The following is a 14322-nucleotide window of genomic DNA, read 5'->3' as shown; positions in this document are numbered from 1 at the left end:
AAGGAGCCGCACCGTGCGCGCAGCACTGCAGAGCGAGATCGGCCAGGACAAACTCGAGGTCGTCGACGACATGGAAGCCGTGGGCCCCGGTCCCGGCAAGGTGAAGATCCGGATCAAGGCCACCGGCCTGTGCCACTCGGACCTGTCCGCGATGAGCGGCATCCTGCCGCAGCCGGCGCCCTTCGTCCCGGGCCACGAGGGCTCCGGAGTGATCGCCGACGTCGGCGACGGGGTCACCGGGCACCAGCCCGGCGACCGGGTCCTCGTCTGCTGGCTTCCGCCCTGCGGCCACTGTCCCTCCTGCAAGCGCGGCCAGGGCCATCTGTGCCTGGAGAGCCTGGTCAACGCGGGCATCCCCAACTTCCGGCGCGCGGGCGGGGACATCTTCGGCTTCGCCGCCACCGGCACCTTCGCCGAGGAACTCGTCGTCGACGCCAGGTGCGCCGTCCCGATCCCCGACGACGTGCCCTTCGACATCGCCGCGCTCATCGGCTGCGGCGTCACGACCGGCCTCGGCGCCGCCATCAACACCGCGCAGGTGGAGGCCGGGTCCTCGGTGGCCGTCATCGGCTGCGGCGGCGTCGGCATCTCCGTCATCCAGGGCGCCAAGGTCCAGGGCGCGGCGCAGATCGTCGCCGTCGACCCGGTCGAGTCGCGGCGCGGGGCCGCCCTGCGGTTCGGGGCGAGCGAGGCGGTCGCCCCGGACGCCTTCGACGACGCCAAGAACCGGATCACCGGCGGCGAGGGCTTCGACTACGTCTTCGAGGTCGTCGGCAAGTCGGCCACCGCGCAGACCGCGTACAAGATGACCCGGCGCGGCGGCAGCGTGGTCGTCGTCGGCGCGGGAGCGCTGGACGACAACTTCCAGATCGACATGTTCTCGCTGTTCTTCGACGAGAAGAAGATCCTGCCGTCGATGTACGGCGGCGGCGACGTGCTCCGCTCCTACGAGCGCACGATCGCGCTGTGGCGGGCCGGCCGGGTGGACCTGGAGAGCCTGATCACGCACCGGGTGCAGCTCGCCGAGATCAACGACGCACTCGACCAGATGCGCACCGGCACGGCCCTGCGCACCTGCATCGAGATCTGATCCGTTCTGAGAGGAATGCGGTAGATGTCACTCCCACTTGAGGGGCTGTCCGCCATCGTCACGGGTGCGGGCCGCGGCCTCGGCCGGGCCGAGGCGGTCGAACTCGCGCGGCTCGGCGCGAGCGTGGTCGTCAACGACTTCGGCCAGCCCGGCCGCGACGGCTCCGGGGAGGCCTCGGCCGCCCCGGCGGAGGAGGTCGCCGCGGAGATCCGTGCCGCGGGCGGGCAGGCGGTCGCGCACCTGGGCGACGTGGCCGACTTCGAGCAGGCCCGCGAACTGGTCGACCTGGCGGTGAGCAGCTTCGGCAAGCTCGACATCCTGGTCAACAACGCGGGCATCCTGCGCGACCGGATGGTCTTCTCGATGTCGGAGGAGGAGTGGGACTCGGTGATCCGGGTCCACCTCAAGGGCCACTTCAACACCACGCACTTCGCGTCCGTGCACTGGCGGGAGCGGTCGAAGGCGGCGGGCGGCCCGGTCTACGGCCGGATCGTCAACACCTCCTCCGAGGCCTTCCTCGGCGGTTCGGCCGGTCAGCCGAACTATGCGGCGGCCAAGGGCGGCATCGTCGGCCTGACCACGTCCACCGCCCTGGCCCTCGCGAAGTACGGTGTGACGGCCAACGCCATCTGCCCGCGCGCCCGGACCCGGATGACCGAGGACGTCTTCGCGGGCTTCCAGGTCCCGGAGGAGGGCGAGCTGGACGCCCTCGCCCCCGAGCACGTCTCCCCGCTCGTCGGCTACCTGGCCTCGCCCGCCGCGGCCGGGGCCAACGGCCAGCTGTTCGTCGTGCACGGCGGGATCGTGGTCGTGATGGAACGGCCGAAGGTGGCCGCCAAGTTCGACACCGCCAAGGAGGCCTTCTCCTACGAGGAGCTCGACGCGGTCCTCACCCCGCACTACGACTCCCGCCCGGCGAACGAGACCTTCGCCGCGGCGGAGGTCCTCGGCCTCAAGCACGGCTCCGCACCGCGGTAGGCCGGCCGAGCGGGGCCTGCTGCAGCGGGACCGGGCGGGGCGCCGACTCCGGCGGCGGGTCCAGCCGGACCGGCGGGGGAGGGGCGACGGGCAGGATCGTCCCGAGGATCCCGCAGGGCACCTCCGGGGTCGCGTACGGCAGGTGGAGCCGGCCCTCCCGGCTCCACAGGCCGGTCCCGCCCAGCCAGCCCACCGGAGGGCCGAGCCGCAGGACGTGCCGGTCGGCGGGGCGCCACAGGGCGAGCCCGGCCGCCGGCCCCGGCGGGCCCGTCCGCAGCGCGACCCCGCAGGTCTCCGGCATCAGGGCCTGTCCCGGCTGCACGGCGAAGGGCACGGCGTCCGCCAGGCCCTGGGCCCGCAGGCACTCCGGGAAGCGGACCGGCAGGGAGCTGCCCAGCACCCCCCAGCCGAGCCGGGGCTGCCCCGGGGCGTCCGAGCGGATCAGCAGCAGCCCGCTGTCGGGATCGGCGAGCAGCAGCCGGTCGTCGCTGCCCTCCGCGATCTGGAGCAGCGGGGAGACCTCGCTGCCGGCGCCGCCTTCGGCGCCGACGGGGCCGGCCAGGTCGACGGCGACGGCCTTCGTGACCCCGTCCGACGTGCGGTCCAGGGCCAGCATCCGGCCCGTCCGGTCCAGCCAGACCCCGCCGGAGCACCGTCCGGGGATCCGGGCCACCCGCCGCGGTCCCGGCGCACCGCCCCCGGCCACCTGCCAGACCGTGCTCGCGGTGTCCGACACGGCCAGGGCGAAGGCGCAGGAACCGTCCGGCGACGGCGGCAGCAGGCGCACCCGTACGCCCTCCTGCGCGCCCACCGAGCCCAGGGGCAGCTCCCCGGTGCGCGGTCCGGCCGCGGCGCCCGTCGGGTACAGCAGGGCGAAGGCGTGCCGGTCCGCGACCCGCCGGTGGATCAGCACCCGCCCGTCGGACAGCGGCAGCACCTCGCTGTCGGCCTCCTCGGGCTGAGCGAGGGGCAGCGGCACCGCGTAGACCTCGGGCCCCAGGGTCCAGCGCTCCGCGTAGAGCGCCTCGCCGTCGCCCGCGAGCCGGGCGGCGTACGACCCGTCCGCGGCGATGGTGAACGGGGCCGCGGCCGGGGTCGCGGGCGTGGCCGTCGTCGTTTCGATGGCACAGACAGTCATCCGTGCGTCACCTCCGGTCAGGAAGCTAGTTTTCGCACTTCCTGCCGGACAACACGACCAGGGCGGCTTCACACATAAGGGTGTCCGGGCGGCGATTCGCGTGTGGAAGAGGTGACGTCTGTGCTGCGGGGCAGTGGGCCTCCCTCCGGGCCTCCCGGTCCTGACCGGGACGCCCGCCGTGGACGGTAGCCTTGGCCCGTGCCCCGTCTCTCTGAAGTCATCGCCGCGCTGGACGCTCTCTGGCCCCCTTCGCGGGCCGAGCAGTGGGATGCCGTCGGGACCGTCTGCGGCGAGCCCGACGCCGAGGTCTCCCGGGTCCTGTTCGCCGTGGACCCCGTGCAGGAGATCGCCGACGAGGCGGTGGAACTGGGTGCGGACCTGATCGTCACCCACCACCCCCTCTACCTGCGCGGCACCACCACCGTCGAAGCCGGCACCTTCAAGGGCCGCGTGGTGCACACGCTGATCAAGAACGACATCGCGCTGCACGTGGCCCACACCAACGCCGACACCGCGGACCCCGGGGTGTCCGACGCCCTCGCCGGCGCCCTGGACCTGCGGGTGACCGGCCCGCTGGTGCCCGACGCCACCGACCCCGCGGGCCGCCGCGGCCTCGGCCGGATCTGCGAGCTGGACCGCCCCGAGACCCTGCGGGAGTTCGCCGCCCGCTGCGCCGCCTGGCTGCCGCCGACCGCGCAGGGCATCCGCGTGGCCGGCGACCCGGACGCGCTGGTCCGGCGCGTCGCCGTCAGCGGCGGCTCCGGGGACAGCCTCTTCGAGCAGGTCCGTGCCGCGGGCGTGGACGCCTTCGTCACCGCCGACCTGCGCCACCACCCGGTGTCCGAGGCCCGCGAGCAGAGCCCGCTCGCCCTCGTCGACGCCGCCCACTGGGCCACCGAGTGGCCCTGGTGCGAGCAGGCCGCCGCACAGCTCGACGCCATCTCCGAGCGCCACGGCTGGGGCCTGCGTACCCACGTCTCGCGCACGGTCACCGACCCGTGGACGGTGCACGCGCCGTCCGTGACACCCCCTTCTATCTCTGGAGCCCCCAACTGAACGCCGAGCCCGCCGACCAGATCCGACTTCTCGACGTCCAGGACCTCGACGTCCGGCTGTCTCAGCTCGCCCACAAGCGCAAGTCGCTCCCCGAGCACGCCGAGGTCGACTCGGTGACCAAGGACCTCAGCCAGCAGCGCGACCTGCTCGTCGCCGCCCAGACGCAGGCCAGCGACGCCGCCCGCGAGCAGACCAAGGCGGAGCAGGACGTCGACCAGGTCCGCCAGCGCGCGGCCCGCGACCAGCAGCGGCTCGACTCCGGCACGGGCGTCTCGGCCCGGGACCTGGCGAACCTGCAGAGCGAGGTCGTCTCCCTCGCCAAGCGGCAGAGCGACCTGGAGGACGTGGTCCTGGAGGTCATGGAGCGCCTGGAGGCCGCGACGGAGCGCGTCACCGGGCTCACCGAGCGGGTCTCCGCGCTGGAGGCCCAGCTGACGGACGCCACCGCGCGCCGCGACGCCGCGACCGGCGAACTCGACGCCGAGGCCGCCAAGATCGCCAAGGACCGCGAGGTCATCGTCGGCTCCATGCCGGCCGACCTGATGGCGCTCTACGAGAAGATCCGCGTCAAGCAGGGCGGGGTCGGCGCCGCGCGCCTGTACCAGCGCCGCTGCGAGGGCTGCCGGCTGGAGCTCGACATGGCCGAGGTCAACGAGATCAAGGCCGCCGCGCGCAACCAGGTCGTACGTCACGAGAACTGCGGCCGCATCCTGGTCCGTACGGCCGACTCGGGCATCTGATGGCACGGTTTGTCGTAGAGGCGGACGGCGGTTCCCGGGGCAACCCGGGTCCCGCCGGCTACGGCGCGGTGGTGCTCGACCCCGCCACGGGGGAGACGCTGGCCGAGCGCGCGGAGTACATCGGCGTCGCGACGAACAACGTCGCCGAGTACAAGGGCCTGATCGCCGGGCTGCGAGCCGCCCGCGAGCTGGCGGCGGACGCGGCCGTCCTGGTCCGGATGGACTCCAAGCTGGTCGTCGAGCAGATGTCGGGCCGCTGGAAGATCAAGCACCCCGACATGAAGCCGCTCGCCGCCGAAGCGGCGAAGATCCTGCCGCGCGCGCAGGTCACGTACGAGTGGATCCCGCGCGAACGGAACAAGCACGCCGACCGGCTCGCCAACGAGGCGATGGACGCGGGCAAGCGGGGCGGGCAGTGGGGCGGGCAGTGGGAGCCGTCGTCCTCCTCGGCGGCCCTCGACCACGGCGCGGCCCGCGCCCTCGCCACACCGCCCGCCGCGGGCCCTGCGGGTGACGCGGCCGCGGGCGCGGCAGCCGTCCGCGCGGCCCTGGCCTCCGCCTCCGGCGGCGGTACGGGCCCCGGTGCGGCCGTGACCGCGCCCCTGCGGGCCGCCTCCGGCGCACCGGCCGCCGACGGCACGCTCTTCGCCGACCCGACCGCCGCCCCGGCCGGTGGCCCCCTCCTCGTGGACGTGCCCGGCCAGGCCGGCGCCGCCGCCACGGCGGTCGGGGCTCCGGCCCCCGCCGGGGGATCCGGCTGGGGCCCGGACATGGGTACGCCCGCCACCTTCGTGCTGCTGCGGCACGGCGAGACCGCCCTCACCCCGCAGAAGCGCTTCTCCGGCAGCGGCGGCAGCGACCCCGAACTGTCCGAAGCGGGCCGGCGGCAGGCCGCCGCGGTGGCCGGGGCACTGGCCGCGCGGGGCACCGTGCAGGCGGTCATCAGCTCCCCGCTGCGCCGCTGCCGCGAGACCGCCCAGGCCGTCGCCGACCGGCTCGGGCTGCAGGTGACCGTCGAAGAGGGCCTGCGCGAGGTGGACTTCGGGGCCTGGGAGGGCCTGACCTTCGCCGAGGTGCGGGAGCGGTTCCCCGATGACCTGCAGACCTGGCTGGACTCCCCGAGGGCGGCACCCACCGGCGGCGGCGAGAGCTTCACCGCCGCCACCCGCCGCATCTCGGCGACCCGGGACCGGCTGCTGGCCGCCCACGCGGGCCGCACGGTCCTGCTGGTCACCCACGTGACACCGGTCAAGATCCTGGTCCGCCTCGCCCTCGGTGCCCCGCCGGAATCGCTGTTCCGCATGGAACTCTCGGCGGCCTCCCTGTCGGCGGTGGCCTACTACGCCGACGGCAACGCCTCGGTGCGCCTGCTGAACGACACCTCCCACCTGCGGTAGCGGCACCGGCAGCGTGGAACGCGAGAACCCCCGCCGTCCGCGGCGGGGGTTCTGCGATGCGCGGGTACGGCAGACGAGCCGGCCTGTACGCCGGGTTCTGTCGCCCGGAGACCTCGCGGTCGCCGGGGAGACGGCCATCCATCTAGGACCGGCGTTGCCGCCGGCCTCGTGCGGTCTACCCGCGGACATCGGGCGGGCAGCCCTCGATCGTCCGCGCAGACCCGTCCGGGGACGGATCCTCTTGACCTTGCTCCGGGTGGGGTTTACCTAGCCGCCTGGGTCACCCCAGGCGCTGGTGGTCTCTTACACCACCGTTTCACCCTTACCGGGGGCCGAAGCCCCCGGCGGTCTGTTTTCTGTGGCACTGTCCCGCGGGTCACCCCGGGTGGGCGTTACCCACCACCCTGCCCTGTGGAGCCCGGACGTTCCTCGGCGGGATCCGGGGATCCCGACGCGGCCGCCCGGCCGACTCGTCTGTCGTGCCGACCATGTTACCGGCTGTGCCGTCGCGGCTTGACCTTGACGCAGCGGCAGGGTTTCTACTGGGGGCATGCGGATCGGAGAGATCGCCGCGCTCGTCGGGGTCACGACCCGGGCGATCCGGCACTACCACCATGTCGGGCTGCTCCCGGAACCGGAGCGGCGCCCCAACGGATACCGGGCCTACAGCGTCCGCGACGCCGTCCTGCTGGCGCGCGTACGCCGCCTCACCGAGCTAGGGCTCAGCCTCGACGAGGTGCGGGACGTGCTCGCGGACGACGCCGGGCGCGAACTGGCCGACGTACTGGAGGAGCTGGACGCCGACCTGGCCCGGCAGGAGGCCGGGATCGGGGAGCGCCGGCGGCGGCTCGCCGTGCTCCTGGCCGCCGAGCCGGGGGAGACCGGGCCGCTGTCCCCCGCGCTCGCCGCGCTCCTCGCGAAGGCGCCGCCCACGACCTCGCCCACCGCCGTGAAGGACCGCGAGCACCTGACGCTCCTCGACGCCTCCGGCGCCGGCGGCCAGGAACTGTACGCCGCGCTCGGGCCGTTGGCGGCCGACCCGGCGCTGCTCGCCCTGTACGAACGCCTCGACTCGCTCGCCGGCGCTCCGACGGACGATCCGCGGATCCCGGTGCTGGCGGCGGAACTGGTGGCGGCCGTCCCCGACGAGGTGTTCGCCGCGGTCCCCGCCGAGGGGCAGGTGGTGGCCGGATTCCAGGAGGCGCTGCTCGCGGAGTACGCCCCCGCCCAGGCCGAGGTCGTCCGCAGGGTCATGGAGGCGTTCATGGAGAGGGGCCGGGGATGAACGGGCCGGGAACGGACGGGGCGGGGAGGAACGGGCCGGGGAGGAACGGGACGCGGATGCGGAAGGGGGTGCGCCGGGTGCTGCCGGTGCAGGTGCGGCGGCTGGTGCGGCACGAGCTGCGGGCCACCGCCTCCCTCGGCCGGTGGGCCCTGCGCCGTACGCACGGGGTGCGCCGGGGCGACCTCGCCGCCGGGTACACCGGACCGCAGACGGCCATGATGTACGGCATGCTCTTCGTCTCGGTGGTCGAGACGGTCGCGCTGGCCCTGCTCATTCCCTGGCCGGCCGTCCACCGCGTGCTGCTGGTGCTCGACGTGTACGGGATCCTCATCGTCCTCGCGATGCACGCGGCCTGCGTCACCCGGCCCCACGTGGTCCGCCCTGACGGCTCGCTGCGGATCCGCTACGGGGCCCTCTTCGACCTCACCGTCCCGCCGGACGCGGTGGCCTCGGTCCGGGTCGACCGCCGCTACCCGGAAGGCCGGCTGGTCACCGTCTCCGGGGACGGGGTCCTCGACCTGATCGTGGGCAGCCAGACCACGGTGACCCTGGAGCTGAACCGCCCCGTGGCCTTCGTCCGGCCGCTCGGGGCCCGGGGCGAGGCCCGGACCGTCCGCTTCCACGCCGACGATCCGCGCGCGCTGGTCGCCGCGCTGAGGCAGCCCGTCTGAGTCCCGGGCCTCAGGCCAGGACGAAGAGGATCTTCGACGTACCCGGGTCCGCCTGCGTCAGCCGGACCCGGACGCGCTCGCCCAGCGGCAGCTCCCGCGCGGCGGACTCCACCCGGCCGACCACGGCGGGCTCTGCCAGGTGGACCGTCCCCACCAGCGGCTCCCGCTCCTTCACGTCGATCACCGTGCCCTCGAAGGTCTCCCCGACGCGGTCCTTCAGCAGGGCGGCCTCCACCAGGTCCACGCACTCCCGCTCGACCGTGTTGGCCAGCCGGGTGCCCGCCGCCATCCCGCGCGGCAGCTCCGCCAGTGCGGACACCGCCCACCGCGGCGGCTCGGCCCCCGCCACGGCCGCCACGCACAGCTCGCCCGTGTACCGGTCGACGAGCCGGCGCAGGGGCGCGGTGCAGTGCGCGTACGGGGCGGCCACCGCGGCGTGGATCGCCGGGTCCGGGGTCTCGCCGCCGGTGAAGGAGGTGTAGCCCGCGCCGCGCAGCAGGGCCGTGCACTCCTGGAGGAAGGCGGCGTGGGCGGGGCGGTGCGGGTCGAGGGAGCGTACGAGTTCGGCGTACGGGACGTGGTGCGGCCAGTCGATCCCCAGGGCCCTGGCCGTCCGCCGGAGCCGGCCGACGGCGCCGTCGGGGGCGGTGGGCAGGGTGCGCAGGATGCCGGTCCCGGAGGCGAGCATGAGGTCGGCGGCGACCATGCCGGTCATCAGGGAGACCTGCGCGTTCCAGCCGTCCGCGGGGAGCGGGGCGCGGTACGCCAGGGAGTAGCGGCCGTCGTGCTCGACGACCTCCTGCTCGGGCACGTTCAGGGAGATGCCGCCGCGCTCCCGCTCCAGGGCTTCGCGCAGCCGGCCGACGTCCTTCAGCAGGGCCACCGGCTCCTCGGCCGTGCCGGTGTCGACGGCCTTCTGGACGCCTTCGTAGTCGAGTCGTGCCCGGCTGCGGACCAGGGCCCGGTGGACCTCCGCGGTCTCCACCCGGCCGTCCGCGTCCAGGTCGAGGCGCCACAGCAGCGCGGGGCAGGTCTGGTCGGGGAGCAGGCTGGCCGCGCCCTCCGAGAGCACGGCCGGGTGCAGCGGGACCTTCCTGTCGGGGAAGTACAGGGTGGCGACCCGGCGGTGGGCCTCCGCGTCGAGCGGGCCGCCCGGGGTGACGAAGGCGGCGACGTCGGCGATGGCGTAGTGCACGCGGTAGCCGGCCCCGCCGGGGCGTCGGGCGAGGTGCATGGCCTGGTCGAGGTCGACGGAGCCCGGGGGGTCGACGGTGAACAGGGGGATGCCGGTCGCGTCGACGCCGGGCAGGCGCGGCTCCCGGACGGCCCGCTCGGCCTCGGCGAGCACCTCCGCCGGGAACCCGTCCGGCACGCCCAGCCTGGTCCGCAGGTCGCGCAGCGCCGCCCGCAGGGCAGCCCCGTCTGCGCCGGTCATGTGCATAGGGCGGCGTGGCATGGGTCGAGCGTAGAGGCGGCGGGCCCGGGCGGCACGGCGAGCGGTGGGCGGCGGGCCGTCTACCCTGGCTCGGGGGCCGCATCCCCTGCGCCGTGTCGTACCGAAGGAGAACCACCGTGCTCGTGCTGCTGCCGCCGTCCGAGGGAAAGGCCGCCGGCGGCTCCGGCGCACCGCTGAAGCCGGAGGCGCTGTCCCTGCCCGGTCTGGCCGCGGCGCGTGCGGCGGTCCTGGAGGAGCTGGTCGAGCTGTGCGCGGGCGACGAAGCGGCGGCGCGCGAGGTGCTGGGCCTGAGCGAGGGGCTGCGGGGCGAGGTCGCCAAGAACGTGGAACTCCGCTCGGCGGCGGCCCGTCCGGCGGGTGAGATCTACACCGGTGTCCTGTACGACGCCCTGGGCCTCGCCGACCTGACCCCGGCGGCCCGCAAGCTCGCCGAGGACGCGCTGCTGGTCTTCTCGGGCCTGTGGGGCGCCGTGCGGATCACCGACCCGATCCCGTCCTACCGCTGCTCGATGGGCGTGAAGCTGCCCGGGCTCGGGGCGCTCGGCGCGTACTGGCGCGGGCCGATGGCCGAGGTGATGCCGGGCGCGGCGGGGGAGGGGCTGGTGCTGGACCTGCGTTCGTCGGCGTACGCCTCGGCGTGGAAGCCGAAGGGGGAGGTGGCGGGGCGGACCGCGACCGTGCGGGTGCTGCACGCGCAGGTCGTCGACGGGGTGGAGAAGCGGTCGGTGGTGAGCCACTTCAACAAGGCGACGAAGGGGCGGATGGTCCGCGACCTGCTGTCGGCCGGGGCCGTGCCCGCCGGGCCCGCGGAACTGGTCACGGCCCTGCGGGACCTGGGCTACGTCGTCGAGGCCGAGCCGCCCGCGAAGGCCGGCAAGGCCTGGTCCCTCGACGTGGTCGTCACCCGGATCCACTGAGGCGTACGGGGCGGGGGAGGGACCGCCGCGCGGAGCTGCCCCCCTCCCTCCGTTTCCCGGGCCTCCGCCCGGGACCCGGCGCCGGGTCCCGGCGGGCTATCGGCCCAGGGGCCAGGCCACCGCGGCCGGGGTCTGGGCGGTGGTGCCCGCGTACCGGGCGCAGGCGTCGGTGAGGGTTTCCAGCAGGGTGAGGGGGTCCGGCAGGGGGTGTTCCATGCCGCGGCGCCAGGTCACCGCCTGCTCACCGGGCAGGGCGGCCGGGGGGACCAGGACGTAGCTGCCGCGGCAGTGCCAGCGCAGGCCCGGGTGCTCGTCCATCGTCTCGGGGTGGCAGTCCAGTTCGCACGGCCACCACTCGTCCTCGTCCTCGGGGGTGCCGCGGGTGGCGGTGAAGAAGAGCATCCGGGCCTGTTCGCCCGTACCGCCCGACTCGGCGACGGGACCTACCTCGATGCCGGCCTCCAGCAGGCGCTCCAGCGCGGCGAGTCCGGCTTCCAGCGGGACGTCCAGTACGTCGTGGACCATGCCGGTGGCCGTGATGAAGTTGGCCTGGGGCTGGTTGCGCGCCCAGCGCTCGACCTGTGCGCGGTCGGTGGTCGACTGGGTCTGCCAGGCGAAGGAGAGGGGATGCCGTGCGGGCGTCGGACAGCCGATCCGGTCGCACGAACATCGGTAGCCGGCGGGATGGGCGGCGGGGGCGAGCGGCAGACCGGCGGCGGCGACGGCCAGGAGCAGCGCCTCGCGCTCCTGGCCGGGGTCTTCGGCGGTGGGTTTCTGCCGCCGGCGCAGCCACTGGGAAATCCTGCTCTGCTCGCCGCGTTTGACGCGGCCGGATTCAGACCCCATCTATCCCCTCACCTCACCGTTGCCCCGGCAGACCCTCACATGGTCCCACCATCCTGCGCCCCGGGTGACCGGTCTCCTCAACCGGGGGGCTGGGCATGGGGGGCCTGCAAGGCCCACATAACCATAGAATTAGTGCACATGTTCTCGGCTTGCCGTCGGTGGCTACCTGCCGGTGACGTTCGACACTCCGCCGAGCACCTGGTCCACCAGTGCGTCCACGAAGCCGTGGGTGAGCGGGGCCGTCCGCAGCAGCCAGCGGTGGGTCAGCGGTCCGACCAGCATCTCGACGGTCACCCGCAGATCGGCGTCGGGCGAGAGCTGGCCGGCCTCCCGCGCGGTGCGCAGCCGTGCCTCGTACAGGGCGAGCTGCGGCTCCAGCAGCTGCTCGGTGAAGCGGGCGCCCAGCTCGGGATCGGTCGCACCAGCTGCCGTCAGGGCGCGGGCGGGGGCCTCGTACTTCTCGTCGTTGAACTCGTCGACGGTCGCCCGCAGCACGTGCTTCAGGTCGGCCGCGAGGTCTCCGGTGTCGGGGAAGCCGGTCCAGCCGCCGTCCGTCTCCGCCTCCCCGGCGAGCGCCAGCGAGGCGTCGAGGAGGACCGCGGCCTTGGAGGGCCACCAGCGGTAGATGGTCTGCTTGCCCACGCCCGCGCGGGCGGCGATGGCCTCGATGGTGAGCTTGTTGTAGCCGACCTCCCCGACGAGGGCGAGCGCCGCGTCGAGGATGGCGCGGCGGGAACGGTCGCTGCGGCGGGTGGCGTCAGGGGACTTGGTCATCCTTCCAAGATATCAAACGAGACGTATCGTCTTCGACTTCTTCCGTAAACCACCCCATCAGTGCACTGCGCCGTCATCCTGGAGGAGAGACGATTCTGTCCACACCGGCATGAGCCGCAAAGCCATGCACGTCGTGCAAGTCGTGAGGAGCCTTCTTTGCGCAGAGACGCCACACCCCGGCGCTACCTGATGTGCCCACCCGCACACTTCAGGGTCACGTACTCCATCAACCCGTGGATGGACCCCACGAAACCGGTGGACCTGCCCCTCGCACACGCCCAATGGGAAGACCTGCGGGACCGCTACCGCGCCCTCGGTCACACCGTCGAGACCCTCGTCCCCGATCCCGCACTGCCCGACATGGTCTTCGCGGCCAACGGGGCGCTGGTCGTCGACGGCCGGGTGCTCGGAGCCCGCTTCGCCCACCCGGAACGGGCCGCCGAGGCCGAGCTCCACCTCGAATGGTTCCGCTCCCACGGCTTCCAGGACATCCACGAGCCCGCCCACATCAACGAGGGCGAGGGAGACTTCGCCGTCACCGCCAGCTACCTGCTGGCGGGCCGCGGCTTCCGCTCCAGCCCGCTCTCGCACGACGAGGCCCAGGAGTTCTTCGGCCGCCCGGTCATCGGCCTCGACCTGGTGGACCCGCGCTACTACCACCTGGACACGGCCCTCAGCGTCCTCGACGGCGACGAGGTCATGTACTACCCGCAGGCCTTCTCACCGGGCAGTCGGGCCGTGCTGCGGCGGCTCTTCCCGGACGCCCTGATCGCCACCGCCGAGGACGCGGCGGCCCTCGGGCTCAACGCGGTCTCCGACGGCCGGCACGTGGTGCTGCCGCAGGCCGCGACCGGGCTGCTGGAACCGCTGCGCGCCCGCGGGTTCGAACCGGTCCCCATGGACCTGGGAGAACTGCTCAAGGGCGGCGGCAGCGTCAAGTGCTGCACCCAGGAGCTGCGGCCGTAACTACTCGGCCGGCGGCCAGGCCTGACCCCAGTCGGCGTCCCGCGCCGCCTTGTACAGGTCACCGTGGCGCTTGGTCACGGTGGCCCGGGTCAGGCCCTCCGCCTCGGGACCGCACAGCTCCAGCAGGACCAGCCCCTTCCGGATCTGCGGCCTCCGCGTGATCCGGGAGGCGGCCGGTTCCACCGGGAAGCGTGTCGCGGCGACGTAGCTGAACTTCTCGTCCTCGTACGGCAGGGAGCCGCCCTTGACCTGCCGGTGCAGCGAGGACCGGCTCACCCGCGCCGAGAAGTGGCACCAGTCCTGCCCGACCTCGATCGGGCAGGCCCCGTCGTGCGGGCAGGGCGCGGCCACCCGCAGCCCGGCCGCGATCAGCTGCTCGCGGGCCTCACGGATGCGGAGGTAGCCCTCCGGGGTGCCCGGCTCGATCAGTACGACGGCCTGCCCGGCCCGCGCCGCCTCGGCGACGACCGCCGTGCGCGCCTGCGCCGTCAGCTCTCCCAGCACGTACGAGACCGTCACCAGGTCGGCTTCGGGGAGCGCCATCCCGGCCCCGATCACGGTCCGCCGCCAGTCCGCCCCGCGCAGCGCCGGCGAGGTGGAGGCCGCCGCCAGCTCCTTGCCCAGGGCCAGGGCCGGCTCGGCCCAGTCCAGCACCGTGGTCGGCCGCGGCCCGTCCCAGGTGGCGTCCACCGCCCAGGTCGCCGCGCCGGTCCCGCCGCCGACGTCCACGTGCGAGCCCGGTACCCAGCCCGGCGCGGCCTCCGCGAGGCCGTCCAGGGCGGACCGCACCGCCTCGAAGGTGGCCGGCATCCGGTACGCCGCGTACGCCGCCACGTCGGAGCGGTCGCGCAGCACGGGAGCGTCGGTCGGGGTCCGGCCCCGGTAGCTGGCGATGAGCCGCTCGACGGCGGCCGAGGCCTGCTTCGGGGGGATCCCGCCGAGCAGTCCGCCCAGCGCGGTGCGGAGGGTCTCGGCGGAGGTGGGGGTGGGGGCGGAGGCGTTCACCTG

The 14322-nt window shown here is 74.3% G+C and carries 14 protein-coding genes and 1 other RNA gene; 9 read left to right on the top strand and 6 right to left on the bottom strand.

Annotation, left to right across the window (positions count from 1 at the left end):
* Nucleotides 1-13 precede the first annotated feature (13 nt).
* Nucleotides 14-1090 carry a Zn-dependent alcohol dehydrogenase gene (locus ACFWUZ_RS29835; protein ID WP_384379652.1) on the top strand — a complete coding sequence of 359 codons (1077 nt, stop codon included), beginning with the start codon at nt 14-16 and terminating at the stop codon, nt 1088-1090.
* 24 nt (nt 1091-1114) lie between these two features.
* Complete coding sequence (locus ACFWUZ_RS29830; protein WP_384379649.1) at nt 1115-2068, top strand: 3-oxoacyl-ACP reductase; 954 nt, start codon at nt 1115-1117, stop codon at nt 2066-2068.
* Here ACFWUZ_RS29830 and ACFWUZ_RS29825 read toward each other — a convergent pair.
* On the bottom strand, nt 2043-3206 hold the full coding sequence (locus ACFWUZ_RS29825; protein ID WP_384379646.1) for a hypothetical protein: 1164 nt from the start codon (nt 3204-3206) through the stop codon (nt 2043-2045). The genes ACFWUZ_RS29830 and ACFWUZ_RS29825 overlap by 26 nt on opposite strands.
* Nucleotides 3207-3404: 198 nt before the next feature.
* On the opposite strand from ACFWUZ_RS29825, the gene ACFWUZ_RS29820 reads away from it, so the two are divergent.
* Genes ACFWUZ_RS29820 through ACFWUZ_RS29810 form a run of 3 tightly spaced genes read left to right on the top strand, consistent with a single transcriptional unit; the run spans nt 3405 to nt 6399 of the window.
* Nucleotides 3405-4262: a Nif3-like dinuclear metal center hexameric protein gene (locus ACFWUZ_RS29820; RefSeq protein WP_384379643.1), complete on the top strand. Its 858-nt coding sequence runs from the start codon at nt 3405-3407 to the stop codon at nt 4260-4262.
* A complete protein-coding gene (locus ACFWUZ_RS29815; RefSeq protein WP_384379740.1) occupies nt 4259-5002 on the top strand; it encodes a zinc ribbon domain-containing protein in 744 nt (247 codons plus the stop codon). The genes ACFWUZ_RS29820 and ACFWUZ_RS29815 overlap by 4 nt, the downstream gene beginning before the upstream one ends.
* Nucleotides 5002-6399 (top strand): bifunctional RNase H/acid phosphatase, encoded by a 1398-nt coding sequence (locus ACFWUZ_RS29810; protein WP_384379640.1) that lies wholly within the window; start codon nt 5002-5004, stop codon nt 6397-6399. Before ACFWUZ_RS29815 ends, ACFWUZ_RS29810 begins: the two co-directional genes overlap by 1 nt.
* Nucleotides 6400-6469: 70 nt before the next feature.
* Here ACFWUZ_RS29810 and rnpB read toward each other — a convergent pair.
* Nucleotides 6470-6872: RNase P RNA component class A (gene rnpB, locus ACFWUZ_RS29805), an RNA gene on the bottom strand.
* Nucleotides 6873-6949: 77 nt separating this feature from the next.
* On the opposite strand from rnpB, the gene ACFWUZ_RS29800 reads away from it, so the two are divergent.
* Complete coding sequence (locus tag ACFWUZ_RS29800) at nt 6950-7684, top strand: MerR family transcriptional regulator (RefSeq protein WP_384379637.1); 735 nt, start codon at nt 6950-6952, stop codon at nt 7682-7684.
* A 56-nt stretch (nt 7685-7740) separates the two neighbouring features.
* Complete coding sequence (locus ACFWUZ_RS29795; RefSeq protein WP_384379634.1) at nt 7741-8355, top strand: hypothetical protein; 615 nt, start codon at nt 7741-7743, stop codon at nt 8353-8355.
* A 10-nt stretch (nt 8356-8365) separates the two neighbouring features.
* Here ACFWUZ_RS29795 and ACFWUZ_RS29790 read toward each other — a convergent pair whose 3' ends face one another.
* Nucleotides 8366-9811 (bottom strand): RNB domain-containing ribonuclease, encoded by a 1446-nt coding sequence (locus tag ACFWUZ_RS29790; RefSeq protein WP_384379631.1) that lies wholly within the window; start codon nt 9809-9811, stop codon nt 8366-8368.
* A gap of 116 nt (nt 9812-9927) precedes the next feature.
* On the opposite strand from ACFWUZ_RS29790, the gene yaaA reads away from it, so the two are divergent.
* The gene (gene yaaA / locus ACFWUZ_RS29785) at nt 9928-10728 is read left to right on the top strand and encodes a peroxide stress protein YaaA (protein ID WP_384379627.1); all 801 of its coding nucleotides are present in this window, start codon (nt 9928-9930) and stop codon (nt 10726-10728) included.
* 96 nt (nt 10729-10824) lie between these two features.
* Here the strand turns inward: yaaA and ACFWUZ_RS29780 are convergent, their stop codons facing one another.
* Nucleotides 10825-11574: a bifunctional DNA primase/polymerase gene (locus ACFWUZ_RS29780; protein ID WP_384379625.1), complete on the bottom strand. Its 750-nt coding sequence runs from the start codon at nt 11572-11574 to the stop codon at nt 10825-10827.
* 162 nt (nt 11575-11736) lie between these two features.
* Nucleotides 11737-12348, bottom strand: a complete 612-nt coding sequence (locus ACFWUZ_RS29775) for a TetR/AcrR family transcriptional regulator (RefSeq protein ID WP_384379622.1) — start codon at nt 12346-12348, stop codon at nt 11737-11739.
* 78 nt (nt 12349-12426) lie between these two features.
* Here ACFWUZ_RS29775 and ddaH point away from each other — a divergent pair, with 78 nt between their 5' ends.
* Nucleotides 12427-13314, top strand: a complete 888-nt coding sequence (gene ddaH / locus ACFWUZ_RS29770; RefSeq protein WP_384379737.1) for a dimethylargininase — start codon at nt 12427-12429, stop codon at nt 13312-13314.
* Here the strand turns inward: ddaH and ACFWUZ_RS29765 are convergent, their stop codons facing one another.
* On the bottom strand, nt 13315-14319 hold the full coding sequence (locus ACFWUZ_RS29765; RefSeq protein WP_384379619.1) for a small ribosomal subunit Rsm22 family protein: 1005 nt from the start codon (nt 14317-14319) through the stop codon (nt 13315-13317).
* Nucleotides 14320-14322 lie beyond the last annotated feature (3 nt).

The sequence above is a fragment of the Streptomyces sp. NPDC058646 genome, assembly GCF_042716875.1.
In the GTDB taxonomy this organism is placed as follows: Bacteria; Actinomycetota; Actinomycetes; order Streptomycetales; family Streptomycetaceae; genus Streptomyces.
The sequence above is the reverse complement of the archived record's forward strand: the minus strand, read 5'-3'. Positions and strand labels throughout refer to the sequence as shown.